Source organism: Methylomonas sp. Uni0011 (genome assembly GCF_056850255.1).
In genome coordinates, this window is record NZ_JBVVNO010000007.1 from 155,636 (window position 1) to 179,332 (window position 23,697).

The following is a 23,697-nucleotide window of genomic DNA, read 5'->3' on the forward strand; positions in this document are numbered from 1 at the left end:
TTAAACCCAGCCCGATTACCGGCCACACCCTATCGCAATCTCACCAAGCATCCGATAGACGTATAATCCCCCAGCAATGTTAGCCCGTTTGTTATACCGCTCCACTAATCGCGCTTTGACGGAAAAACAATCATGCCCGAACTCAACCATATCGGCCTACTTGACGACGAACCCACACTGCACGACGCGCTTAATCGCCAAGACATCGTCGAAGAGCTGGCCTATCGGATACTGACCTGCCCAACACCGCTGGTATTGGGCATTCATGGCGACTGGGGTGCAGGCAAGACTAGTTTTCTGAAGCAATTGCGAAATTTACTAGACCACACTGAAGAACGGCTGAACGTCGATCCGCAAGTACCCAAATTATTTAATCCAGTCACGGTATGGTTCGATGCCTGGCGCTACCAAAACGAAGCCGCTCCTGTAGTCGCCTTATTGTCCGCCATTCGCGAAGAATTCGGCCGCATAGCCAAAACCGCAAACTGGCTGAAGAAGATTGGCGACGTCACCATCAGAAGTTTACTGGCTATGCTCTCCGACATCGGTAAATTCATCCAATTTGAGGTCATGCCCGATGCGGCAAAAGTTCAGGCATTCGGCGAGCAATGGGAAAAAGACCATCTCGCCAACAAACTTAACACGGACACCGCTTTGGAATTTCTGCAAGAAGCGATCAATATTCTTCTGCGCGGATCAAGCAACAAGAACAACCAATCGCCGACAAGACGAGTCGTGGTTTTTATCGACGATCTGGACCGCTGCGAGCCGGAAGCAGCCTACAAACTTTTGGAAGGCTTGAAAATTTACCTGCACTTGGAAAACTGCGTATTCATATTGGGTATGAATCAACGCGCTGTCGAAGACGCCATCGCGTCACGCCTGCCAAAGAGCCTAGAAAACCAAGACCACATCACCCGCATCCGCGCCGCGGCCTATCTGGAAAAAATCTGCCAAAACGTCTGGCGCCTGCCACTGCCGGAAGATCCGGCAAAAATTCTTCAGGGCTGGATCGGCAGTCAAATTGCCAACCATAACAATCCGCCTGTCGACCTCAATCAACTGAACCAGTTGTTTGCGACGGCATTCATCGACAAAAACGGTACTCCGATCAAATGCCTGCCGCCCAATCCGCGCCGGTTAAAAGGCTTGGCGAATTTTTTACTGCGCCACCTGGACTTACTCCCGGCAACCACTGACCCAAATCTGCAAAAACGCGACTTTCGCAACCTCTTGCTGGTGGCTTATGTGTTTCAGTTTCACCACGATTTATTTGTCCGCTGGCAATACGAGCCCAAACTGTACAACCTGTTATTGCGCTGGCTGCGTAGCGAACTTTCCGACGAAACCAAACCCATTTTTCTAAAAGCGCTGCAACTTCCCGAAAGCCTGATCCGCGACGCCAGTACGCCCACCCCCTCCTACAATGTCCAGCCCAACTATCCGGATCCGGGTGAAGCCAATCTGTTCTGGATTGCCCCGTTGTTGCTCGACATGGCGGAACAGCATGTTGCCGCCGACTTTATTCCCTATCTGAAATGCCAATCATGAGTAGTACATCGTTCGCCTTCCCCGAGCCCAGACGCAACTCGGTATTGATTAATTACTTGAGCGAAGTATTGAAATGGCACGGCTACGTCCGTTTTCTGGGCTTACCCCATTTGCAAGAAAACCCGGACGTCGCCATCGACCGGCTCTATGTGCAGCCGCAAGTCTGCACCAGCCCGATTAGCGCCGACACCAACCTGGAAAATTGGCCACAAACCGAATCAGCCCTCGCAGCCTTGGAGCGCGAACGTCGACTAGTGCTACTTGGCGACCCAGGTAGCGGCAAATCAACGCTAATTAACTGGCTGGCCTGGAGCTTTGCCAGCCAAATCGACGACCGCTGGTGCCAACGCATGGGGCCCTTGGTGCCTATCCCTTTGGTTCTGCGCGAACTGCATTTGAGCTCGGTCAACAGCTTTGCCGATTTGCTTTCCGCTTGGTTACGGCACGGAGTGTCTACGCCCCTGTCAGACCATCCGGAAGTATTGGACAGCCTTTTGGCATCGGGACAAGCTCTAATTTTATTGGATGGCATTGATGAAATCGTCGACCGATCGTTACGCAATCGCCTCCGTCAAGCAGCCTGGGAAGGGATGCAACGCTACCCGGACTGCGTCTGGTTGTTGACGTCGCGTCTGGTTGGCTACGACGAAGTGCCCTTCGATCGGATTGTCGAATCGAGGGATATCAATACCCTCAGCCACTTCAGCGATCCCTTCGACAGCAAACTCGTCGCTCGCGACGACATACTTGCTCGGATCAGAGAAAAAGGCAGCTTCCAGGCCGACGGGTTCCCAAAACTGCTGTATTTATCTCCGTTCAATGACGCGCAAATCGAAGCGTTTGCTTACAACTGGTATGTGTTACGCGAAACCAGCACGCTAGAGGCGGAGCGCAAAGCGCGCGAGCTTATTGCACGCATACGCGAAAACCCTTACACCCAACGCTTGGCCCGCACCCCTAATTTGCTGACGATGATGGCGTTGATCTATCGCGTACTGGCCAACTTGCCGCATGGCAAAGCCTTGCTTTACGAGGAAATCGCCAAGGCCTATCTGCAATCGATAGACGAGCATCGCCGCCTGAACACCAGCCTGGATTTCCCGCTAGAGGAAAAAAAGCGTTGGTTGGCGCACGTCGGCTTCCAGTTACAACTACGCCGTAACGAAAGCAAGCAGAACGAACCGTCGGACCAAGCGATATTGGCCGAGGAAAACGAGGTACTGGCCTGGATCAACGCGGCGATGGCCGATAGCAGCTATGCCGCAGACCAATCCTTTGCAACTGCCTACCTAAAATTGATCGGCGAACGTAGCGGCCTGCTGTTACCGCGCGGCGAAGGCCGCTACGCCTTTATTCACTTGTCGTTTCAGGAATATTTTGCGGCCCTTTATTTGTCGGAGCTGATTATTAGTCCGGAATGGGCTGCCGATGGCCATAGCGAAATCAATCCGAGTATCGATCGCGATTTTTTACGGAATGTTGCGAACCAAAGCCAATGGACGGAAACTCTGGTGTTTTTGTTCGAGATCTGCGCCAACAAATATCCGCGCTGGACCAAGACATTGTTCCGCGATTGTTTCTATCAGGGTAACGAACTATTAGGCGTTAACGAATCAGACAAAGCTGAAGAACAAAGTAAACTCCTCCCTGCTGCCCGCTTGTTAGCAAAATTGATCCTAGATCCACACTCTGGGCTACCCGAAGACATCAGAAAAGACTCGGTTTATCGGTGTACTGCTCTAGAGGCCGCTTGCGCGAAAAACGGCAATTTCTCGGCAGGAGATATTATCGGTGCGTTGTTATTTGCTGGCGAAGTCTACAACGAGTCGGATTTAGCAGCGCAAATTATTCGGTGGGGCACCGATTGGCTCAAGGAGCAATCTTGGATCCATAGCTTAAAGATATCCGGAAACAACGTAAAAACTCTAACGCCTTTAGTCGGGAATGAGAATCTGGAGTTCTTATGGTTTTACGAAGTTTCGATCAGAGACTTTAGCCCTTTATCCACGATCCCAAAACTGAGTCTACTAATTATTCAAACAGAACATCTGGATTCAATTGATTTCGTAACCGCATTACCCGATCTCCAAAGCCTATCAGTCGGTTCAAGCCAACTTGAAGACTTAAGTCCACTCGTCAATCTGAAACAAATAACTCAACTTGGATTGGCCTGCCCATCAGTCGCCGATCTAAGCCCTTTAATCCAATTAACAGAGTTAAATAGCTTAGCCCTAATGTTCTGCAAATCTGTCAAAGACCTGGCGCCGCTTCAACCGCTATCAAAACTCTGTAATTTGGATTTGGATAGCACCCCTATCGAAGATTTAACCCCACTGAGCACGTTGCACGAGCTTGAAGAGCTTGACATTCAAAGTACTTCGGTTTCCGATCTAGCACCAATTAGCGGCCTTATTAAACTTGTGAAACTCAATATCAGCGAAACTAAAGTGAGCGACCTCACTCCGCTCGCCAACTTGCCGAATCTAAAATTTTTGGACGTAACCGGCACACCGATTAAAGACTTCTCGCCTTTGGCACATCGTCAAGACTTGGAAATAATTGGCAGGCCAAACAGTGACTAGCCGGCTTGAGCGAATTTGAGCGTACTCGCCAACCGGCAAACTTGTAGCAGCGACAAAGCGATGTTAATGCCACACCCGCTGATTGACATACACTGCCACGCTGACCGCCCAGCAACCGGCTGCCGTATTTTGAGCCTGGATATCAGCGCAGTGGTCGATGTCCCATATTTGCAATCGGAAACAGCGGAGCCAAATCGCTATGTCAGCATCGGCATCCATCCCTGGTTCATAGCGCGTCAACCGCTTGAACAGTCATGGCAAAAGCTGCAAGCCCTTTGTATCGATCCGCACGTCATAGCCATCGGCGAATGCGGTCTGGACCGCTGCACAGACGCCCCACTGACGACACAAAGCAAAATATTTAGCTGGCAAATCGAACTTTCGGAACGCCTCGGCAAACCGCTGATCGTTCATTGCGTCCGCGCCTTTGCCGAATTATTGGGGTTGCGCAAAGCGTTTAAACCGGCCCAGCCCTGGATTATCCACGGCTTCAGCGGCAAGCCGGCACTCGCGCAACAGCTGATCAAACCCGGCTGCTATTTGTCCTTCGGCAAAGCCCTGCTCAAACCCGACAGCCGGGCCAGTCAAACCCTGCCGACCATCCCGTTGGATCGGCTGTTTCTGGAAACCGATGCCGCCGATGACATCAGCATCGCGCAAATCTACGCGGCTGCGGCTAAAATACTCGGCCTCGATGTCGGTGCGCTCAGCGCCGAACTGCACCGTAACTTTACCCGCGTGTTTTTGCATGACTGATTTAAGCTGGCTGTCCCGTACCGAATTGCTGATCGGCAAACCAAAGCTGGATAAGCTCCAGCAATCCCATGTCTTGGTAGTGGGCATGGGCGGCGTCGGCTCGTTTGCCGCCGAATTCATCTGCCGGGCCGGGGTTGGCGAGATGACGATCGTCGACGGCGATGTGGTCGACCCCAGCAACCGCAACCGCCAGTTACCGGCCTTAGCAACGACCCACGGCCAGTCCAAGGCCGACATCATGGGCGAGCGTTTATTGGCGATCAATCCGGATTTGCAACTGCACATCCGCCACGAATTCATCACCCCGGACACCGCCGCCGAACTGTTGAACACCCATTACGATTACATCGTCGACGCCATCGACAGCCTGACGCCCAAGATCCATTTAATCCGCGCCGCCAAAAGCCGCAAGATGAAGATCGTCAGTTCGATGGGCGCCGGCGGCAAGATGGACCCGACCCATCTCAAGGTGGTGGATATATCCAAGACCTATAACTGCCCGTTCGCCCAGTTCATCCGCGTCCGCTTGCGCAAACACGGCATCAGCCGCGGCGTGAAGGTGGTGTTTTCGCCGGAAGTGGTGAATAAAGATTCGTTGATGTTCACCGACGGCAGCAATTATAAAAAGTCGGCCTACGGCACGATTTCCTATTTGCCGGCGGCGTTTGGCGGGGTGTGCGCCTCGGTGGTGATCCGCAACCTGATCCACGATCCGGCCCACAGCCATAAACATCAAGCATGAACAACCATAAACCCAGCGGCAGCGGCATGACGGTCGGCTTTGCCCAAAGCAGCCGACTGCGGGAGATGCGCGAAAAAGCATTAGGCGCCACTGCGCCCTCGCCTGCTCCCCAAACATCAAAACCCGAAACCAGCCCCAACGACGCCAAGCTCAGCCCGGAATTGCTGCTGGCCCGGCGCTTGATCGATCAGCGCCTGGCCGAGTTGCTGGCGACCTTGCCGGCCGGCAAGCAAAACAGTTTGTTCCGCATCCGTTTCGGCCTGGAACTCAGCCAAATCAAAGCGTTGCCGATTCGGCAGGTGTTCGGCAAGCTAAAAATTGCCGATCCGCAATTGCCGCCGCAGTCGCCGGCCATGAAGCGCATCGGCGATCTGAATTATAATGGCCAATCTTGCGGCTAAGGCCGCACCGCAATTTTGCTTTTAGCCCGTTCCCACGCCGTCCAGCCATTCATGTCAGCCACGATTTATACCTTAGAACCGAACCAGGATTACCGCGACCAAAGCCTGCGCCACGGCGCCGAGCTGTCCACCGACGAACTGCAAGCCGACGCGGCCAAGCATTACGACGACTGCTATCACGATTATCTGTTCGCCTGGTGCAACCGCGACAACCTGGCCTTGCACTACGGCTATTGGGACGACGCCAAGCCTTACGACCAGCACCAGGCCCTGCTCAATAAAAACCAGATGCTGTACGACAAAGCCGGGATACAGCCGGGCGACCACGTGTTGGACGCCGGCTGCGGCATCGGCGGCAGTACGATCTGGATGGCCAAGCAACGCGGCAACCGGGTCACCGGCATCACCATCAGCGCCAAACAGGCCGACTATGCCCGCGCCCACGCCAAGCGCCACGGCGTGGCGGAGTTGGTGGATTTTCAAGTGGCGGATTTTTGCGCAACCCCGTTCGCCGATGCGTCGTTCGATGTAGTCTGGGCGCTGGAAAGCTCCTGCCACGCTCTGCACAAGGGCGATTTTTTAAAGGAAGCCTGGCGGGTATTGAAACCGGGCGGCCGTATCGTGGTCTGCGACGGCTTTGTATTGCAACGCCAGTTCAGCCCCGAGCAATGGCAAGCCGTCGTAACCTGCCTCAACGGCTGGGCCGTACCCAATTTGTGCAGCCGCGACGAATTTACCGGCCTATTGCAACAACAAGGTTTTGCCGACATCGTTTGCCACGACATCACCGCGCAAACCCAGGCTTCGGTCGAGCATATGTACAAGGTAGCCAAACGCCTGAAACCGGTCCAAACTATCAGCCAATGGTTGGGGTTACGTTCCAAGGCCCAAACCGCCAACTATTTGGTCGGCCTGGCGCAATATCGGTTGTTCACGGAAAAACTGACCGAATACTGCATTTTTACCGCGTACAAAAACTAAAAGAGCCGTTCATGTTGTTACCGCGTTTGAATTGGATACCGTTGCTGGTGTGCCTGGCCGGCTGCGCCAGTGCGCCGACCAACAGCGGGATGGACAGTTTCGCCGACTATGCCGAGTCGGTGTTCCGCCATCAAAACGCCATCATCAGCCGGTTGATGATGCTGAGCGATTCCGATCTACTGCCGGATAGCGATAATTTCGAAGATACCGAACAGGCCATGCACGACGCCTGCCATCTATTGAACGAATACGCGGAACACGAGGCGGACGGCGAGAGCATGGGCTTAAGATTCAAAGCCAAAGTTCGATCCAGTATCGAGGGCTGCGACGCCAGCGTGCAGAAAATGGAAGGGCTATTGTCCAATATCGACCCATCGCCAGTCCCGCCGCACGGCCAACGCTAAGCGCCACGCTTGATCCAAAACCGGCTTACCACTGCCGGCGATAATCGGCATAATCGTAACGTTTCTGCAATGTTAACCCGCACCGGTTCCAGGTATAAACATCCGGCAAATTGTAGCCGTTGAACCGGTTGGCCTTGATCAGGGTATAAGCACCGACATCGGCAAACACCAGTTTTTCGCCGACTTCCGGAACGCGATCGAAACGGTATTCGCCGAACACGTCGCCGGCCAGACAAGTCGAACCGGCCAAAATCGCGGACTGACCACCCTCGGTAACTTCGTCCAACAAACGCGGCCTGATTTGGTACTCGAACACCTCCGGATGGTGGTTGATCGAAGTATCCAGCATCAACACCTGCTTGCCGTCGCTGACAAAACGGTCCAGCACCGTCGCCACCAAATAACCGGCGTTACCGACGATGGCCTTACCCGGCTCCAAATACACCTCAATGGCAAACTCCGAACGCAGCCCGGCGATCAGCTCGGCCAGCGACTCAAGATCGGCGATATCGTGGTACAGATAACCGCCGCCCAGATTCAACCAGCGCAGTTGTCGATTGCGTTCCAGAATGGGCCGCAAGGCTTGCACGGTTGTTTGCAGCGGTGCCAAATCGCGACAAGAAAACACGGTATGGAACTGCAAACCCGCGACGCCGCCCGGCACGCCATCCCGCAACAACTCGATATCAACCCCGAGCTTGGAATGCGGCCGGCAAGGGTCGAACCGCCGATCCGCCGCAAACGGCAATTTGGGATTGACCCGCAAGCCCGGCGAATAATGAGCGATCAGACCGGAGAATCGCTGGTGCTGCGACAAGGAATTGAAACAGATATGGCTGCACAGCTCAGCCATTTCAGCGAATTCGTCCTGACGCAGACCGGGCGTGGTCAAATGAATGCTTCCCTGATCAGCCAAAATTTCGTGTGCCAGCTTGGCTTCGAACAAGGAGCTGACCGAGAAGCCGTCGACTTGCGGTTTGATCAATCCCAACAGATGCGCCAAAGGCAAGGCCTTGATCGCATACGACACCTTGCAGCCGCCCGCCGCGCGCAATGCCGATAACGGTTGTAAATTGGCCAGCACCTGCGCTTCATCCAACACAAAGGCCGGAGAGCTGGAGATGTGCCGTTTCAGTTCGGCAGCATTCAACATCCGGCTCGGCCCCGGCCCGAATAAACCGCCTGCTCGGTGACAACAAAGTCCATGAAAACATCGTGCCGGTCCATCGCAACCGCCGGTAACAGCTGCGCTTCGTAGCAGATTGCCGCCAACACCGCGTGGGGCCGCACGCATGCCAATAACCGGTCGTAGTAACCGGCACCGTTACCCAGCCGTCCGCCCTGCCGATCGAAAGCCACACCGGGCACGATGACGGCATCCAGTTCCTCGGCGCGAACCCGCTTTGCCGGCTCCTGCCAGCGCTCGCGCGGCGGTTCGAGAATATTCCACATACCCGGCCGCAACTCGTCGAGCGCTTGCAAATGCCACAGTCCCAGTTGCCTGTGCCCAGCGGCATCGACCGTGCAATACGGCACGACGATACGCTTGCCGCCGGCCAGTTCGGCAGCGACGGTCGGCAAAGTCCGCACTTCCGAGCGGCAATGCAGATACCACATCACGGTATCGGCGGCCTGATACCAGGACTGCGCGATAACCCGGTTGCAGATTTCAATGCTCAGCGTTTCCTTATCAGGCTGGGCATTGCGGGCGGCGTAAGCGATTTGGCGTTGGTTAGCTTTATCCACGTTCGCGGCAGTGATGTAACGCTTGTTGCAGCAGATCGGTCGAGCCGCTGATCAAATGGCAGGCATCCTGCTCCTTGCGTAGCCAAGTAAATTGACGTTTGGCCAGTTGCCGGGTAGCAATGATGGCTTTGTCGCGCATTGTCGCCAGATCGTATTCGCCGTTCAAATAAGACCAGGCTTGGCGATAACCGACACAGCGGATCGACGGCATGCTTTCGTCCAGATCGCCGCGTTGCCATAATGCCCGGACTTCTTCGAGAAAGCCCAGCTCCAGCATTGAATCGAAACGCTCGGCGATCTTATCGTGCAAGGTTTTGCGTTGCTCCGGCGCGACGATCAGTTTGATAAAGCGGTAAGGATGCTCATCTTGTTGCTCGGCACCGAAAAAACTGGATAACGGCCGGCCGCTGATTTCGTAGACTTCCAGCGCGCGTTGCACGCGCTGCGGATCGTTGACGTGAATGCGCGCCGCCGCTTGCGGGTCGACTTGCGCCAAGCGGGCATGCAGCACTTCCTTTCCCAGCGATTCCAGCTCCGCGTCCAGCCGCTGGCGAATTTCCGGATCGGCTTCCGGCAACTGCGCCAAACCCTGGGTCAAGGCGCTGAAATACAGCATTGTGCCGCCGACCAGTAACGGCAGTTTGCCGCGCGCGGTGATGTCGGCCATCAGCTCCAAAGCCTGATTGCGGAATTGGCCGGTGGAAAAGGCTTCGCTGGGATCAAGGATATCGATCAGATGATGCGGCACGCCGCCGCGCTCGGCCTGGGTCGGCTTGGCGGTGCCGATGTCCATCCCGCGGTAGACCAGCGCCGAATCGACGCTGATGATTTCGGTATCGAGGGCCTGGGCCAAGGCCACGCCCAACGCGGTCTTGCCGGAAGCGGTCGGCCCCATCAGCAAGATGGCGGCCGGTTTTTGCAATTCGCTCATTTATTGGCCGCGCATGAAAAACCTGTCCAAATCTTGGTGGCTCAACGCCACCCAGGTCGGTCGACCGTGGTTGCATTGGCCGATGCGCTCGGTTTGTTCCATATCGCGCAACAAGGCGTTCATCTCTTCGATGCTGAGCTTGCGCTTGGCCCGCACTGAACCGTGGCAGGCCATCGTCGCCAGGACTTGGTTGATACTTTCTTCGGCTTTATGGCTGACACCATGGGTTGCCAGGTCGGCCAACATATCGCGCACCAGTTGGTCGACGTCGGTTTTCGCCAGCAAGGCCGGCGTTGCCCGCAATACCACCGTTTCCGGGCCGGAACGATTGATTTCAAAACCCAGAGTCAGGAAAAACGCATGCTCTTGCTCGGCCAGATCGGCCTCGGCGGCCGTCACTTGCAATTTGATCGGCAACAATAGAGGCTGCGAAACGATGGCCCGGTTGAGGTAATGCTGTTTCAAGCGCTCGTAAGTCACCCGCTCGTGCGCCGCATGAGCATCGACCAAAATGATGCCGTTGGCGGTTTCGGCCAGTATGTAAATGTTGTGAATGTGGGCCAAGGCAAAACCCAATGGTGGCATGACCGAATCCGTTGCCGCCTGCGGCGTCGGCACTGGCTCGTTTTTTGGATAAAGTTTGGCGTAGGCCTGGATTTGCTCGGCAACGTCGGCCGCGCCAGTTCGTTCCGGCTGCGACCGGTAAGCGCCAAACGCCGGCGGCGCAGCAGTGCTTGCATTGCCGGCGGTTTGCGCCGGAAACGTCATCGGTAACGCCGTTTGCTGATTCAAAGTTGGCCGCTGCGGCGCTGACGCCGGCACGGTTTCCGAGAATTCGGCAACGGTTTCGATCCGTTGCGGCAACGGCTGAGAACCCGGCCGTTGCTCGGCCAGACTGCGATGCAACGCCTGAAACAGGAAGTCGTGTACCATCCGCCCTTCCCGAAACCGTACTTCCAGTTTGGTCGGATGGGCATTGACATCGACCAGCGCCGGGTCCAATTCCAGATACAAGACAAACACCGGATGGCGGCCATGGTAGAGCACGTCCTGATAAGCCTGCTTGACGGCATGGGCGACCAGCCGGTCCTTGATCAAGCGGCCGTTGACGTAGAAAAACTGCATGTCCTGCTGGCTGCGGGAAAAGGTCGGCAAGCCCACCCAACCGTGCAGACGCAGGCCGGACGCGGCGTACTCGATCTTGACGCAATTGTCGACAAAGGCCGCGCCGCAAATCGCCGCGATACGTTTCTCCTGGGCGGCTTGGCTGTCAGCCGATTTCAGGTTCAGCACTTCGCGCTGATTGTGGTTCAGAACAAAACCGACATCGAACCGGGCCAGGGCCAGTTTCTGGATCAGGCTCTCGATATGGCCAAATTCGGTTTTCTCGGCTTTTAAAAACTTGCGCCGGGCAGGGGTGTTGTAAAACAGGTCGCGGACATCGACGGTGGTGCCGGGCGGATGCGGGTCGGGTTGCGGATCGAAATTACGCTCGCTGCCGTCGGCGCTGACTTGCCAGGCGCAGTCGGCGTCGGCAGTGCGGGAAATCAGGGTCAGCCGCGCCACCGAACTGATGCTGGGCAAGGCTTCGCCGCGAAAGCCCATACTGGCGACGTGTTCCAAGTCCTCCAGCGAAGCGATCTTGCTGGTGGCATGCCGCGACAGCGCCAACGCCAGATCGTCCTTGACGATACCGCAACCGTTGTCGCGAATTTTGATCTGGCGAATCCCGCCCTGCTCGACATCGATTTGAATCTGGGTGGCGCCGGCGTCGAAGCAATTTTCGACCAATTCCTTGACCACGGACGCCGGCCGCTCAACCACCTCGCCGGCGGCGATTTGATTGACTAATTGCGTGGGTAAAGCGTGAATCCGCATCGAGGCGCCCGAAAAAAAGCGCGTATTTTAGCGGATCAAAACGAAACGGGGCGAAATGATTCGCCCCGTAACGGATCAGACAATCGGCAACGGATGCCTCAGCTATCGCGCGGGATTTGCAGCACCTGACCGACGCGGACGTTACCGTCGTTCATCGAATTGGCCAGACGCAACGCCCGCATCGACACGCCGTAGTGTTGAGCGATGCCGGACAAGGTCTCGCCGCGATTAATCACGTGCTGAGTTTGGCCGGCGCCACTGGCAACCACCGAAATGGCTTCGGCCGGCGCCGCGTCGTTGTCAGCCAGCAAGGCTTTGGCCTCGACTCTTGACTTGGCCACCGGAGCCGGTAGCGGCCGTTCGTCCGGTACGGAATTGAGCGCCACCATCCGCGGTGCCTTGGCGGAACGGTTCAATTGCGCCATCAGCGTATCCGCCGGCGCATATTGTTTGAAATGGCCGACGATGCCGTTGAACACCGCCGCCGCCATTTTGTATTGGTACGCTTTGCTGGTCAGGCGCCGCTCTTCTTCCGGATTCGAGATAAACGCGGTTTCGACCAGAATCGACGGAATTTCCTGAGATTTCAACACGACAAAGCCGGCTTTTTGCACCGCGCTCCGGTGCAAATGGCCCACGCCTTTCACGCTTCTCAAGACTTTATTGCCGACGTTCTGGCTGGCCTCTTTCGCGGCCTTGCTGGATAAATCCATCAAGACCGAGGCGAGCGTTTCATTGCGGTCGTCGCCGGCTCCCGCCGCGCCGTCGACCGCGTTTTCGCTGGCAGCCAACCAACCGGCACCGGCACTGGAAGCGCCTTTGGTGGCCAAGGTATAAACCGAAGCGCCGTGGGCCTGGCTATCGCTGAAGGCGTCGGCGTGGATCGAGACGAACAAATCGGCTTTGGCGGCGCGGGCGATCCGGCGGCGTTCGTCCAATTTGACGAAATAATCGCCGTTTCGGATCATCACCGCTTTCATACCCGGCTGGGCATTGACCAGATTTTCCAGATTCCTGGCGATCGCGAACACCACGTCTTTTTCCTGGGTGCCGTTCGGCCCCTGGGCGCCCACGTCTTTACCGCCATGACCGGCATCGATTGCCACGACGATGTTGCGGCCTTTGGCTTTATTGGCCGTCTTCATCGCCACCGGTTTGATTGCCGTATCGGATCTTTTCGGCGATTTTTCCGGCGCCGGTAGCGGCGGCATCGCGGCAGTGGCGGTTTTCTCGCGGACTAAAGCCACTGGTTCGCCCACGGTCGACAGCGGCTTGGCTGCCAGATCGACCTGCAAGGCATTGCCTTGCATCGCGACTTTGGCATCGGCATCCGCTTTCAACTCAACCACTACCCGTAAATCGCCGCTACCGCGCATCGCACTGCGGGCACCGGCAAATAACGGATGGTCGGCCGGCGGCTGATTGACGGCTTGCGCCAGTTTTGCGCCGGTAAAATCGACTACCAAGCGGCTCGGGCTTTTCAACACGAAAGCGTGATGTCGCGCCGGGCCGGACAAGCTGAACACCACACGATCCGCCGAGGTGTAGCTGACCGCGCCTAACTCGGCCTGGGTCGCCGCTGCCGAAACGGCAGGCAACAACAAGCCCCAAATCCAGAAAATTCGATAAATTCGCTGCATAACCGACGCGACCGCTAATGACAAGATTGTTTAGATTATAGCAGTAGGTCTTTGTTTTTCCAGTTTAGTTTAATTGTTCCGGCGCGATTTTGCGCTAACACATTGATTTGCGCGACACGTTGCTGTCGCGCGTACTGCAAACCGATCTCGATATCCGCCGGCGGCAATACCCCCTGCCCCATTTCCGGCCACTCGATGCAGCACAATGCATCTTGCTGTAAATAATCGTCGATACCCATCCACTCCAACTCTTCCGGATCTTTGAGCCGATATAGATCAAAATGGAACAACCGCCGGCCGTCGATTTCGTATTCCTCGACCAAGGTATAAGTCGGACTTTTCACCGCCCCGCGATGGCCTGCCGCCCGCAGCAAGCCCCGCATCAAGGTGGTTTTGCCAGCTCCCAATTCGCCGCGCAAATACACCAGGCATTTTTCAGGCAAGGCCTGCCAGAGCGCGGCGCCCAAGGCTTCGGTGTCTTCGCTGCTTTCCAAATCGATGTTCATCTATTCAATAATTCCCTGATACGTGGCGGCAAATCGCCGGCCAGCAAGCCGCGTTCGCCGAATTCGGCGGCGAGACTATCGGCCGCGGCGGCATGAACCTGGGCGCCGGCCAGCGCGGCTTTATCTAACGAAAAACCTTGGGCGATCAAGCCGCCAATCAAGCCGGCCAAGACATCGCCCATACCGCCGCTAGCCATGCCCGGATTCCCGGCAGCGACGACATAGTGCTTAGAGCCATCGCCGATTAAAGTCCCGGCGCCTTTTAACAACGCGACGCCGCCATAACGTTGCTGCAGCGCGGAAACCGCCGCAAACCGATCCGAGCCGACCTGCCGGGTATCGCAGTTCAATAGCCGCGCCGCTTCGCCGGGATGCGGCGTCAGCACCCAGTTATCGCGTCTGGAATTTCCAAGCGCCAATAGATTCAAGCCGTCGGCGTCGACCACGCAGGGTTTACCGGCCGCCACGGCGCCATCGAACATGGCCTGGGCCCAGGCATCGCGACCCAAGCCCGGACCGACCACCACGACATCGGCCTTGTCCAGCATTTGCTCCAAATCGCCGACCTGTTCCGCCGCCCGGCACATCAACTCCGGCCGGGCAATATTGACCCAGGCGCTATGCGCGGCCCGGGTGGCGACGCTGACCAAGCCGGCACCGGCTCGCAGCGCCCCTTCGGCGGCAAGGCGGATCGCTCCGGAATAGCCGTGGTTACCGCCGATCAACAACACGTGGCCGAACTGGCCTTTGTGCGCACTACGTTGACGCTTGGGCATACCGATATTTTTCAGCAACAGCGAAGCCGGCTCGACGCCGACCAGCAATGTGCCGATTTCCAAATCGGCACAAACCACTTCACCGCGGCAATCGGCCGCCGCACCGGTATACAAACCTTGTTTAGGGCCGATAAAGGTCACAGTCATATCGGCAACCACCGCCGCCCCCAGGATGCACCCGGTATCGGCCTGCAAACCGGACGGTACGTCGACCGCCAGCACCGGACCGCCGGCGGCATTGATGGCGGCTATCGCCGGCAAATAGGCTGCCGCTACGTCGCGGCTCAAACCGATACCGAACAAGGCATCGACGACGACACCCTCTATCTCGGAAAGGCCGGGCTCAAAATCGGAAACGCAACCGCCGGCCTGCAAAAAATCCCGGTAAGCGCCGCTAGCGTCGGCGGGTAACTTGTCCGGATCGGCCAGACTGTATACCGCGACCCGGTAGCCGGCCTGATGAGCCAGACGCGCCACTTCGTAACCGTCGCCGCCGTTGTTGCCGCCGCCGCAAAACACGGTCAGTTGCCCACAGTCGGGCCAACGCTGCCGAATCTGCCGGAATAAAGCGCTGCCGGCCCGCTGCATCAACTGCCGTCCCGGAATGCCGAGGCCTTCGATAGCCCGGCTTTCGGCGCTACGAATTTGCGCTGTTGAATAAAGAGCTTCAGTCGAAATCTGCATGTTTTGTCCGGAGCGCAAGCGAGTTCCGCGAAATGAAACCGTTGAAAATTTGGTTGTCATTCTATCGCCAAACCGGCGATGACCGGCGGAAATCGCTAAACTTATGCCACAATGCTGTCCCGAAAAAATGCCGGGACTGCCGTTACAATCTGCGGTCGGCACTGTTCCAACCTTTGTTGAATAAACTATGCCAGCACCCGCTCCCGTCAATACCGAACAGTTAGTTTGCCTGATAAAGCAATGGGGTATGGAACTGGGTTTTCAGCAAATCGGCATCAGCGACACCGACCTTCACCAAGCCGAAAATCACCTGCAACACTGGCTGGAGCAAGATTTTCACGGCGAAATGCAGTACATGGCGGCGCACGGGCTGAAACGCAGCCGGCCGGCGCTATTGCAGGAAGGCACGCGCAGCATTATTTCAGCCCGAATGGACTATCTGCCGGAACCCTCGGCCCGAAGCCACAGCCTATTGGCCGATCCGGCCGCCGCCTTCGTCTCGCGTTACGCTCTGGGCCGCGATTACCACAAAATTTTACGCAACCGCCTGCAGAAACTGGCCGATCAAATCGCGACAGCCATCGGCCCGTTCGGCTACCGTGCGTTCGTCGACAGCGCTCCGGTTCTGGAAAAGGCCATCGCCGAAAAGTCGGGCTTGGGCTGGATCGGCAAACATAGCAATCTGATCAACCGCCGCGCCGGCTCCTGGTTTTTCCTGGGCGAAATCTATACCGATTTGGAACTGCCGGCCGACCAGACGGCCAGCAACCACTGCGGCGACTGCCGGGCCTGCCTCGATATCTGCCCGACTCAGGCCATCGTCGCCCCCTACCAGGTCGATGCCCGCCGCTGCGTATCCTATCTGACGATCGAACTGCATGGACCAATACCGGAAGATTTGCGTCCACTGATCGGCAACCGGATTTACGGTTGCGACGACTGTCAGCTGGTCTGCCCCTGGAACCGGTTTGCCAAACTCAGTGCAGAAGCCGACTTTCGGCCGCGCCAGCGTTTGGACAGTGCGACGTTACTGGAGTTATTTGCCTGGGACGAAGCGGAATTTTTGCAAAAAACCGAAGGCTCGGCGATCCGCCGTATCGGCCATCAACGCTGGCTGCGCAACATCGCCACCGCACTGGGTAACGGCCGGCCGGCGCCTGAGGTTCTGGCCGCATTGAACCGACGTCTGCACGATGCCTCCGATCTGGTCGCAGAGCACGTCCGTTGGGCGTTAAGCCGTTTGACTGGCGCTTGAGTTTTAGCGGAGAAAGCGTATATTTGCGAACCAGTTTAAGCTTTTCGGTGACGAGCATGCAGGTAACCGCCGCGTCGAATACATACCATGTCTACGCCCCGCAAAGCCGATCTCCGGCCGCTGCCGCGTCGAACAAACCCCAACCCTCCGCCAACGCCGAGACAAGCGGCGAATTGAGCCAAGAACAACGCCAGCTGGTTGAAAAGTTAAAAGCCCGCGACCGCGAAGTCCGCGCCCACGAACAGGCGCATCTGAGCGCAGCCGGCAACCTCGCCGTCAGCGGCGCCAATTACGATTATGTGACGGGGCCGGATGGCCAACGCTACGCCAGCGGCGGCGACGTCAGCATCGACGTATCGGCAGTGGCCGGTGACCCGCAGGCGACGCTGCTGAAGGCCGATACCATCCGCCGGGCGGCACTGGCGCCTGCGAATCCGTCGGCCCAGGACCAGAGCGTAGCCGCCAGAGCCACGGCGATGGCGAACAAAGCCCGGGCTGAGTTGCTGAGCCTGCAAGGCTCTGCAAACGGCGGGGCTACAATCGATTTAAGCGCCTGATTGCTAACTGCCTGAGGACGCTAGCCGGAACGGCCGGGACCATCGAGCAAGCGCGAACGGTATCAATCTCTGCTGCAAAACTCGACGGCAAAACCGGAATCCGGATCGATACGAACCACCCTGACCAACTGCACCGGAGCGTCGTCAAATTCCGTGGTTTGGACTTCCAGTACGGTACCGATTGGCGGAATCAGCGCTTTATCGCACTGCAAAAACAAGCCGGTTTCCGAAAAATCCCGCATTTCGACGATATTCTCCAACGACTCGGGAACGATCAATTTGATTTTGGCGCGGTGTTTTAAACGCGGATGCCTGCGCTTATTGTCAATCACGAATTCTCCTGAATTCTGCTTAGAATTTAAGCCGGTCCAAGCCGGCCACGAGCCCGCTATGCTTAGCCGCCGCGGGCAAACAAATACATGCCCAAGCCAACCATCACTGCGCCGCTGACCAATTTCAACCAACGGCCGTGGTTGCGCTGCAAGCGCTGTTGGCTCAATGTTACGATGCCCAGCGCCAACACCACAATATCGTCTAGCATATACGCCAGATTATAAAGCAGCAAATAGCCGTAATAGTCCCAGCCTTGTAACTGGCGCAAGGTCAATATTCGCGTATACAAAGCCGGAAAGCCGGAGGTGCAGAATAATTCGACGATTTGCACCAACACCGCCAGCAGCACTGCACCGACCAACGCGCCCCACAGGTTTTCCGCCTGCAAAATCCGCCGGATCCGCGCATAAATGTCAGGCTTGGCCGCTTGCGGGATCGATAACGACGGACCGACACCCAGGGCCCAGAAATCCTTCAGATTCAGCGCACCGGCGGCAACAGCAATGGCTGCGATCGCAATTTCAGAGACGCGCGACAAACCTATCCATAAAAACAGGTTCAACCATGCCGCCATAAACACGAAGTAAGCCACGCCTTCAACCAAAACGAAGGCCCCGGCGACCGCCAGCATTCGCGGCCGGTTCCGCATCGGCGCCAGCATCGATATCATCAACAGCAACACCCACATCGAACACGGATTGAATCCATCCAACAGTCCCATCGCCACGGTAAACGCCGGCAGCCCTACCCGGTCCAGCGCCACCCGTTTCCCCAGCACGGCCAGTTCGAACGGCTCAGGCTGCGCCGGCGGATTGGCGGCATTGCCGGCTTCGCAGGTTTGCACGGTTTCCACCTCGCAACTACCGCTTGCCTCCTCGACGGCGGCCGGCGGACCTGTCTCGGCTAACGCCTCACGCAACAACAGGTCGCCGGTTTCGGCCGAATAGCCTATAACCAGCTTCCCGCCGACCCGGAAGGTCGGCAGCCTAAGCGGCGCTGGCGGACTCTGGGCTGCGGCCAGGTTTTGCAAGCGCTGCCAGGCGTCGGGCTCGCGGCTGACATTGCGGATCACGATGTTCAACTGCGGTCGTTCCCGTTGCAACTCGGCCAAAAAAACTTCGGCGCGTTCACAATGCGGGCAACCGTCGCGCACGAAAGCTTCGATATCGGCTTGGGCAATCGGCGCCGAATACGCCGAATTGACCCAAACCAAGGCCAATAGCCAAAGCCGGAACCACAAGCTCCGCCTGGACGATTGCGTTTGAAACTTTAGTGCTGCAGCGAACATAACCGTTTCTCCCCTACCAACAGCTGCCAGCCGAAGTCGCAGCCACCTCGATTTTGTTAGATAATATCAGGCCAACCGCATCGCAGCACAAAACGCCGCGACCGCCTCACCCTTTATCCGCGCTGCCAATCGCCGTAGCGCAAACCGCAAACCGACCTGATGGCCAGAACACCCAGACCCCGCAGATCAGCCGTTCGACGCAGAAAAACCAAATCCCAGGCATCCTGGTTGTTACGCTTACTGGTTCCGCTGGCTCTGATCGGCGGTTTCGTGTTGGCGGTTTACGTCGGCTATCTGGATTTCACCGTGCGCCAGCAATTCGAAGGCAAGCGCTGGTCGATTCCGGCCCGGGTCTATGCCAGTCCGGTCGAGCTGTATGCGGGTTACGAAATTTCCGCCAAGAACTTCGAGGACTTATTACTGGAATTGCATTACCGGCAGGATCCGCAATTGTTCGGCGAAGGCTCATACAACACCAAGGGCAGCGTCGTTAACGTCCGCACCCGCGCCTTCAATTTCGGCGACACGGTGCAGGAGAGCCGCAAAATCAGCGTCGCCTTCTCCGGCGCGGCAATCAGCGGTTTGACCGACGCCGGCAACGGCGAAAACCTGGCGATCGTGCGGATGGACCCGGTACAAATCGGCAGCTTTTACCCAACCCGTAAGGAAGACCGGATTCTGATCAAACTGGACGAAGCGCCGCCAACCCTGGTGCAAGGCCTGCTGTCGACCGAAGACCGCGATTTTTACAGCCATTTCGGCCTGTCGCCGAAAAGTATCGCCCGTGCCATGTGGTCCAATCTGAAGGCCGGCGGCATGGTCCAGGGCGGCAGTACCATCACCCAGCAGTTGGTGAAAAACTTCTTCCTGACGCCGAAACGCACCTTGCGCCGCAAACTCAAGGAAGCGTTGATGTCGTTCATTCTGGAATACCGCTACAGCAAGGACGAGATTCTGGAAGCCTATCTGAACGAAATCTTCCTGGGCCAGGACGGCGCCAGCGCCGTCCACGGCTTTGGTCTGGCCAGCGAATTCTACTTCGGCCAGTCGCTGAAAACATTGTCGCTGCACCAAGTGGCGACGCTGGTCGCCTTGGTGCGCGGCCCGTCGGAATACGATCCGCGGCGCAAGCCGGAACATACTCTGGAGCGGCGTAATTTGGTCTTGGATTCGATGCTGAACGAAGGCTACATTACCGAGCAACAGGCCGTGGAAGCCAAGAAACAACCGCTCGGCGTCGCTGCGGTAATCCACCGGTCCGCCAACCGTTATCCGGATTTTATCGATCTGGTCAAACGCCAGTTGAAGCAGGAATACAAGGAGGAAGATCTGACCTCCGAAGGCTTGCGTATCGTCACGACGCTGGACACCCGGATCCAGGACATTCTGGAACGCTCGATGGCCAGCAAGCTCAAGCAATTGGAGAAGAGTCCGAAAAGCAACGACCTGGAGAGCGCTGCCATCGTCACCCGTCGCGACAGCGGCGAGATCGTCGCGCTGAGCGGCGGCCGCAATAGCGAATCCACCGGCTTCAATCGTGCGCTGGACGCGGTCAGGCCGATCGGCTCGCTGATCAAACCCGTGGTCTATCTGACGGCGCTGGAATATCCGGAGCGTTACACCATCGCCACACCGGTCAGCGACACCCAGATCAGCATCGAAGCCGAGCGCGGCAAGTCCTGGTCACCGGACAATTACGACAACCGCGAGCACGGCATCGTCCCGCTGCACACTGCCCTGACCCATTCCTACAACATGGCCACGGTGCGGATCGGTATGGACATTGGCTTGGCCAAAATCGCCAACACCTTGAAAAACATGGGTGTCAGCCGGCCGGTGGATTTGTACCCGTCGTTTCTATTGGGCGCGCAACCGCTGACGCCACTGGAAGTAACCCAACTTTACCAGACCCTGGCCGGCGACGGCTTCGCCACGCCGTTACGCTCGATCCGGGCCGTGAACGCGGCGGACGGCAAAGCCCTGCAAAGTTACCCGTTGACGGTGCGGCAGGCGGTGGACCCGGCAGCCACCTTCATCACCAACACCATTCTGCAGGAAGTGATGTACGCCGGCACCGGCCACTCTGCGTATAATTACCTGCCGAAGGAAATGGCGCTGGTCGGTAAAACCGGCACCACCAACCAATTGCGCGATAGCTGGTTCGCCGGTTTCAGCGGCGACTTTCTATCGGTGGTCTGGATCGGCCGCGACGACAACAAGCCGTCCGGCCTGACCGGCGGTAGCGGCGCGCTACAGATCTGGGCGGAAACCATGCGGCAGGTTTCGAAAAAGCCGGTCAGTCTGGTACCGCCGGATAATGTCCAAATGACTTGGATCGATCCCGAGAGCGGCCTGCTCAGCAGCGAGAGCTGCCCCGGCGCCAAACTGCTGCCGTTCGTCGAGGGCTCGGCGCCGACCCAGTTCGCCGAATGCGGCGCCAATGCTGAATCCGGCGAAAGCTGGCTCAATAACCTGAACCCTTTTTAATATGCTACGTCACTTAAGCTCCGCTCTGGTTTTATCGATCGCAGCCGTCACCAACGGTTATGCCGACGAGGCGCCGATCAACCGTCTGAAAAGTTTTCTGGCGGCCAGCGCGTCGCTGGCGGCCGATTTCAAGCAGGTCAGCTTCGATAAAAGCGGCCGACCGGCCCAATCCAGCAGCGGCAAATTTTATTTGAGCCGGCCGGGTAAATTCCGCTGGAACTACCAAAAACCGTTCGAGCAGGAAATCGTGTCCAACAGCGGCAAAGTCTGGTTTTACGATGCCGACCTGGAACAGGTCACCGTCAAGCAACTGGACGACTCGCTCGGCTCCACGCCGGCACTGCTGTTGACCGGCCAGGTCGATATCGAGGAAAAATTCGTCCTGCAGGAACAGGGCCAGGACGAAGGCATGAACTGGGTCAAGCTATCGCCGAAAAACGAGGAAAGCGGCTTCAAATACATCCTGATCGGCATGAACGGCAACCAGCTCGGCGGCATGGAACTGAGCGATAATTTCGGCCAACTGACCCGGATCTATTTTTCCAACATTCAGCTCAACCAAAAGCTGGACGACAGTTTGTTTAATTTCAAGCCGCCCAAAGGTGCGGACGTGTTCGAAAATTAAGTGCGGCCGCTCCGGTCCGCCGGAACCATGGTCACCAATAGCAACAAGACCTGCCATTGTATCGAGGAATCCACATGCAAAAATTCAAACCGCAACTGAGTCTATTTTTGTTGGCCGCAACCTTCGCGGTACAACAGCCGGCGTGGGCGGAACCGGAAGCCGACGGCCACGATCCGGCCCACGCCCACCATACCGCTAAAGAACATCACTGGCTGGGCGTCTATAACGGGTTTCTGCCCTGCGCCGATTGCGCCGGCGTCAAAACCCAATTGGGCTTGAACAAAAACGGCAGTTATATTTTGATGACCACGTTCTCCGGCAGATCGGAGCGCGAGTTTGTCGAGAAAGGCAAATTTACTTGGGACGAAAAAAAAGATACGGTGACCCTGATGCCGAAGAAAGAAGGCGCGATCGGTAACCGGTATTTGATCGGCAACAACATTCTGACGCAGTTGGACAGCGCCGGTAACCTCTACACCGGCAAGCTAGCCGAACGTTACGTATTGCGCCGTAACGAGATCACCGAAAAAGAACCCTCTCACGCTCACTAAGCGGCGACAACCGATGCGGCCAATATTTGCCGCATCGGCAACCTCCGGCTAGAAACCGGCTTCGACCCGGTTGCGGCCAAGTTTTTTAGCTTGATACATCGCCGCATCGGCCCGTTTCAACAAGCTATCGACGGTATCGTCACCTTGCAATGTGGCAACCCCCAGGCTGGCGGTCAAATTCAACACATCCATGCCGTAAGCCAGCGTATGCGACTCGATATCGGCCCGAATCCGTTCACCTATTATCAGGGCGCCGTCGATGTCGGTATCGCTGAGTAGAATCACAAACTCCTCGCCGCCGTAGCGATAGACTGCGTCGCTGCCGCGCACGCTGTCTTTCAACCAACCGGCCACCGAGGCCAAGGCCAAATCGCCGCATTCGTGACCGTATTGGTCGTTAATCGATTTGAAATGGTCGACATCGACGAAGATCATCGATAAATGGCTGCCACTACGATGCGCCCGTTTGATTTCGCGCATCAGGCTGTCGTTAAACGCGGTGCGGTTGTTGGCTTTGGTCAACGGGTCGGTGAACGCCATTTTCAGCGCTTGCTGAAACAGCGTGGCATTGCGCAACGGATAAATCAGACAGCACAGCAGACTTTCCAGCATTTTCAGCTCATCCTTGCTGAAACGTTGGCTCCGGGTCAACTTCAACTCGCCCAACTGCTGTTCCTCGACTTTCAAAGCGTAAGAACAGGAATGGCGAGCCAGCACGCCGCGTTTGTATTCCAGGTCGAAATCGGTATTGGTATATTCGACGCCGTTATGCGGTATGGTGTTTTGGATTTTGTTGCAGAAGATCGCGATCAGCTCGTCGAACTCCAAAGTGGTCTGCAACGCGCTACTGATATCGTAGTGATGCAGATTTACGGCGGTCGACGCAGCGAAGGTTTTGTTGCTGACTATGGCTAATTCGGCGGCTTTTTCTTTCATGACGCTTCCTCGAGTCTGGAATCAATGCTCAAGAAGGAAAAGCCAACTCCGTGCCAATTTTATTTAATAAATAAAAAACAAATACTT

22 protein-coding genes are annotated in these 23,697 nt (G+C 56.8%); 12 read left to right on the forward strand and 10 right to left on the reverse strand.

All coding sequences use genetic code 11. The features are described 5' to 3' along the window. The first annotated feature begins 132 nt into the window (after window positions 1-132). From AC0IM9_RS11230 to AC0IM9_RS11260, 7 genes are all read left to right on the forward strand, one after another. Window positions 133-1,551, forward strand: a complete 1,419-nt coding sequence (locus tag AC0IM9_RS11230) for a KAP family P-loop NTPase fold protein (protein ID WP_140912552.1) — start codon at window positions 133-135, stop codon at window positions 1,549-1,551. After that, on the forward strand, window positions 1,548-4,133 hold the full coding sequence (locus AC0IM9_RS11235; protein ID WP_482804049.1) for a leucine-rich repeat domain-containing protein: 2,586 nt from the start codon (window positions 1,548-1,550) through the stop codon (window positions 4,131-4,133). Before AC0IM9_RS11230 ends, AC0IM9_RS11235 begins: the two co-directional genes overlap by 4 nt. Window positions 4,134-4,262: 129 nt before the next feature. Then, window positions 4,263-4,889 carry a TatD family hydrolase gene (locus tag AC0IM9_RS11240; protein WP_482804050.1) on the forward strand — a complete coding sequence of 209 codons (627 nt, stop codon included), beginning with the start codon at window positions 4,263-4,265 and terminating at the stop codon, window positions 4,887-4,889. Further along, window positions 4,882-5,631 carry a tRNA threonylcarbamoyladenosine dehydratase gene (locus tag AC0IM9_RS11245; RefSeq protein ID WP_482804051.1) on the forward strand — a complete coding sequence of 250 codons (750 nt, stop codon included), beginning with the start codon at window positions 4,882-4,884 and terminating at the stop codon, window positions 5,629-5,631. Before AC0IM9_RS11240 ends, AC0IM9_RS11245 begins: the two co-directional genes overlap by 8 nt. Beyond that, window positions 5,628-6,032 carry a hypothetical protein gene (locus AC0IM9_RS11250; protein WP_482804052.1) on the forward strand — a complete coding sequence of 135 codons (405 nt, stop codon included), beginning with the start codon at window positions 5,628-5,630 and terminating at the stop codon, window positions 6,030-6,032. Before AC0IM9_RS11245 ends, AC0IM9_RS11250 begins: the two co-directional genes overlap by 4 nt. Window positions 6,033-6,083: 51 nt before the next feature. Continuing rightward, on the forward strand, window positions 6,084-7,013 hold the full coding sequence (locus AC0IM9_RS11255) for an SAM-dependent methyltransferase (protein ID WP_482804053.1): 930 nt from the start codon (window positions 6,084-6,086) through the stop codon (window positions 7,011-7,013). Between the two features lie 11 nt (window positions 7,014-7,024). Beyond that, window positions 7,025-7,417: a hypothetical protein gene (locus tag AC0IM9_RS11260; RefSeq protein WP_140912547.1), complete on the forward strand. Its 393-nt coding sequence runs from the start codon at window positions 7,025-7,027 to the stop codon at window positions 7,415-7,417. A gap of 25 nt (window positions 7,418-7,442) precedes the next feature. Here the strand turns inward: AC0IM9_RS11260 and AC0IM9_RS11265 are convergent, their stop codons facing one another. The 7 genes from AC0IM9_RS11265 to AC0IM9_RS11295 all read right to left on the reverse strand — a co-directional run bounded on the left by AC0IM9_RS11265 (window position 7,443) and on the right by AC0IM9_RS11295 (window position 15,578). Then, complete coding sequence (locus AC0IM9_RS11265; protein WP_482804054.1) at window positions 7,443-8,570, reverse strand: type III PLP-dependent enzyme domain-containing protein; 1,128 nt, start codon at window positions 8,568-8,570, stop codon at window positions 7,443-7,445. Beyond that, window positions 8,564-9,163, reverse strand: coding sequence for a 5-formyltetrahydrofolate cyclo-ligase (locus AC0IM9_RS11270; RefSeq protein WP_482804055.1), 600 nt, complete (start codon window positions 9,161-9,163; stop codon window positions 8,564-8,566). The genes AC0IM9_RS11265 and AC0IM9_RS11270 overlap by 7 nt, the downstream gene beginning before the upstream one ends. Beyond that, complete coding sequence (miaA, locus tag AC0IM9_RS11275) at window positions 9,156-10,094, reverse strand: tRNA (adenosine(37)-N6)-dimethylallyltransferase MiaA (RefSeq protein WP_482804056.1); 939 nt, start codon at window positions 10,092-10,094, stop codon at window positions 9,156-9,158. Before miaA ends, AC0IM9_RS11270 begins: the two co-directional genes overlap by 8 nt. Then, window positions 10,095-11,972 carry a DNA mismatch repair endonuclease MutL gene (gene mutL, locus AC0IM9_RS11280; RefSeq protein ID WP_482804057.1) on the reverse strand — a complete coding sequence of 626 codons (1,878 nt, stop codon included), beginning with the start codon at window positions 11,970-11,972 and terminating at the stop codon, window positions 10,095-10,097. Window positions 11,973-12,070: 98 nt separating this feature from the next. Beyond that, on the reverse strand, window positions 12,071-13,612 hold the full coding sequence (locus AC0IM9_RS11285; RefSeq protein ID WP_482804058.1) for an N-acetylmuramoyl-L-alanine amidase: 1,542 nt from the start codon (window positions 13,610-13,612) through the stop codon (window positions 12,071-12,073). A 35-nt stretch (window positions 13,613-13,647) separates the two neighbouring features. Beyond that, on the reverse strand, window positions 13,648-14,118 hold the full coding sequence (gene tsaE, locus AC0IM9_RS11290; RefSeq protein WP_140912542.1) for a tRNA (adenosine(37)-N6)-threonylcarbamoyltransferase complex ATPase subunit type 1 TsaE: 471 nt from the start codon (window positions 14,116-14,118) through the stop codon (window positions 13,648-13,650). Further along, on the reverse strand, window positions 14,115-15,578 hold the full coding sequence (locus AC0IM9_RS11295; protein WP_482804059.1) for an NAD(P)H-hydrate dehydratase: 1,464 nt from the start codon (window positions 15,576-15,578) through the stop codon (window positions 14,115-14,117). The genes tsaE and AC0IM9_RS11295 overlap by 4 nt, the downstream gene beginning before the upstream one ends. A 187-nt stretch (window positions 15,579-15,765) precedes the next feature. Here AC0IM9_RS11295 and queG point away from each other — a divergent pair, with 187 nt between their 5' ends. Together queG and AC0IM9_RS11305 are read left to right on the forward strand one after the other, a co-directional pair. After that, on the forward strand, window positions 15,766-16,833 hold the full coding sequence (gene queG / locus AC0IM9_RS11300; RefSeq protein ID WP_482804060.1) for a tRNA epoxyqueuosine(34) reductase QueG: 1,068 nt from the start codon (window positions 15,766-15,768) through the stop codon (window positions 16,831-16,833). A gap of 56 nt (window positions 16,834-16,889) precedes the next feature. Further along, window positions 16,890-17,390, forward strand: coding sequence for a putative metalloprotease CJM1_0395 family protein (locus AC0IM9_RS11305; RefSeq protein ID WP_140912539.1), 501 nt, complete (start codon window positions 16,890-16,892; stop codon window positions 17,388-17,390). A gap of 62 nt (window positions 17,391-17,452) precedes the next feature. On the opposite strand, the gene AC0IM9_RS11310 is transcribed toward AC0IM9_RS11305, so the two are convergent. Further along, window positions 17,453-17,722: a PilZ domain-containing protein gene (locus tag AC0IM9_RS11310; protein WP_140912538.1), complete on the reverse strand. Its 270-nt coding sequence runs from the start codon at window positions 17,720-17,722 to the stop codon at window positions 17,453-17,455. 62 nt (window positions 17,723-17,784) lie between these two features. Next, window positions 17,785-19,011, reverse strand: coding sequence for a glutaredoxin family protein (locus tag AC0IM9_RS11315; protein WP_482804061.1), 1,227 nt, complete (start codon window positions 19,009-19,011; stop codon window positions 17,785-17,787). Window positions 19,012-19,170: 159 nt separating this feature from the next. On the opposite strand from AC0IM9_RS11315, the gene mrcB reads away from it, so the two are divergent. The 3 genes from mrcB to AC0IM9_RS11330 all read left to right on the forward strand — a co-directional run bounded on the left by mrcB (window position 19,171) and on the right by AC0IM9_RS11330 (window position 22,674). Next, window positions 19,171-21,498 (forward strand): penicillin-binding protein 1B, encoded by a 2,328-nt coding sequence (gene mrcB / locus AC0IM9_RS11320; RefSeq protein ID WP_482804062.1) that lies wholly within the window; start codon window positions 19,171-19,173, stop codon window positions 21,496-21,498. A 1-nt stretch (window position 21,499) separates the two neighbouring features. Continuing rightward, window positions 21,500-22,123, forward strand: coding sequence for an outer membrane lipoprotein periplasmic chaperone LolA (gene lolA / locus AC0IM9_RS11325; RefSeq protein ID WP_482804063.1), 624 nt, complete (start codon window positions 21,500-21,502; stop codon window positions 22,121-22,123). Window positions 22,124-22,197: 74 nt separating this feature from the next. Continuing rightward, entirely contained in the window at window positions 22,198-22,674 is a 477-nt protein-coding gene (locus tag AC0IM9_RS11330) for a copper resistance protein NlpE (RefSeq protein WP_140912534.1), read from the forward strand. 48 nt (window positions 22,675-22,722) lie between these two features. On the opposite strand, the gene AC0IM9_RS11335 is transcribed toward AC0IM9_RS11330, so the two are convergent. Beyond that, on the reverse strand, window positions 22,723-23,610 hold the full coding sequence (locus AC0IM9_RS11335) for a GGDEF domain-containing protein (protein ID WP_278211526.1): 888 nt from the start codon (window positions 23,608-23,610) through the stop codon (window positions 22,723-22,725). Between the last annotated feature and the right edge of the window lie 87 nt (window positions 23,611-23,697).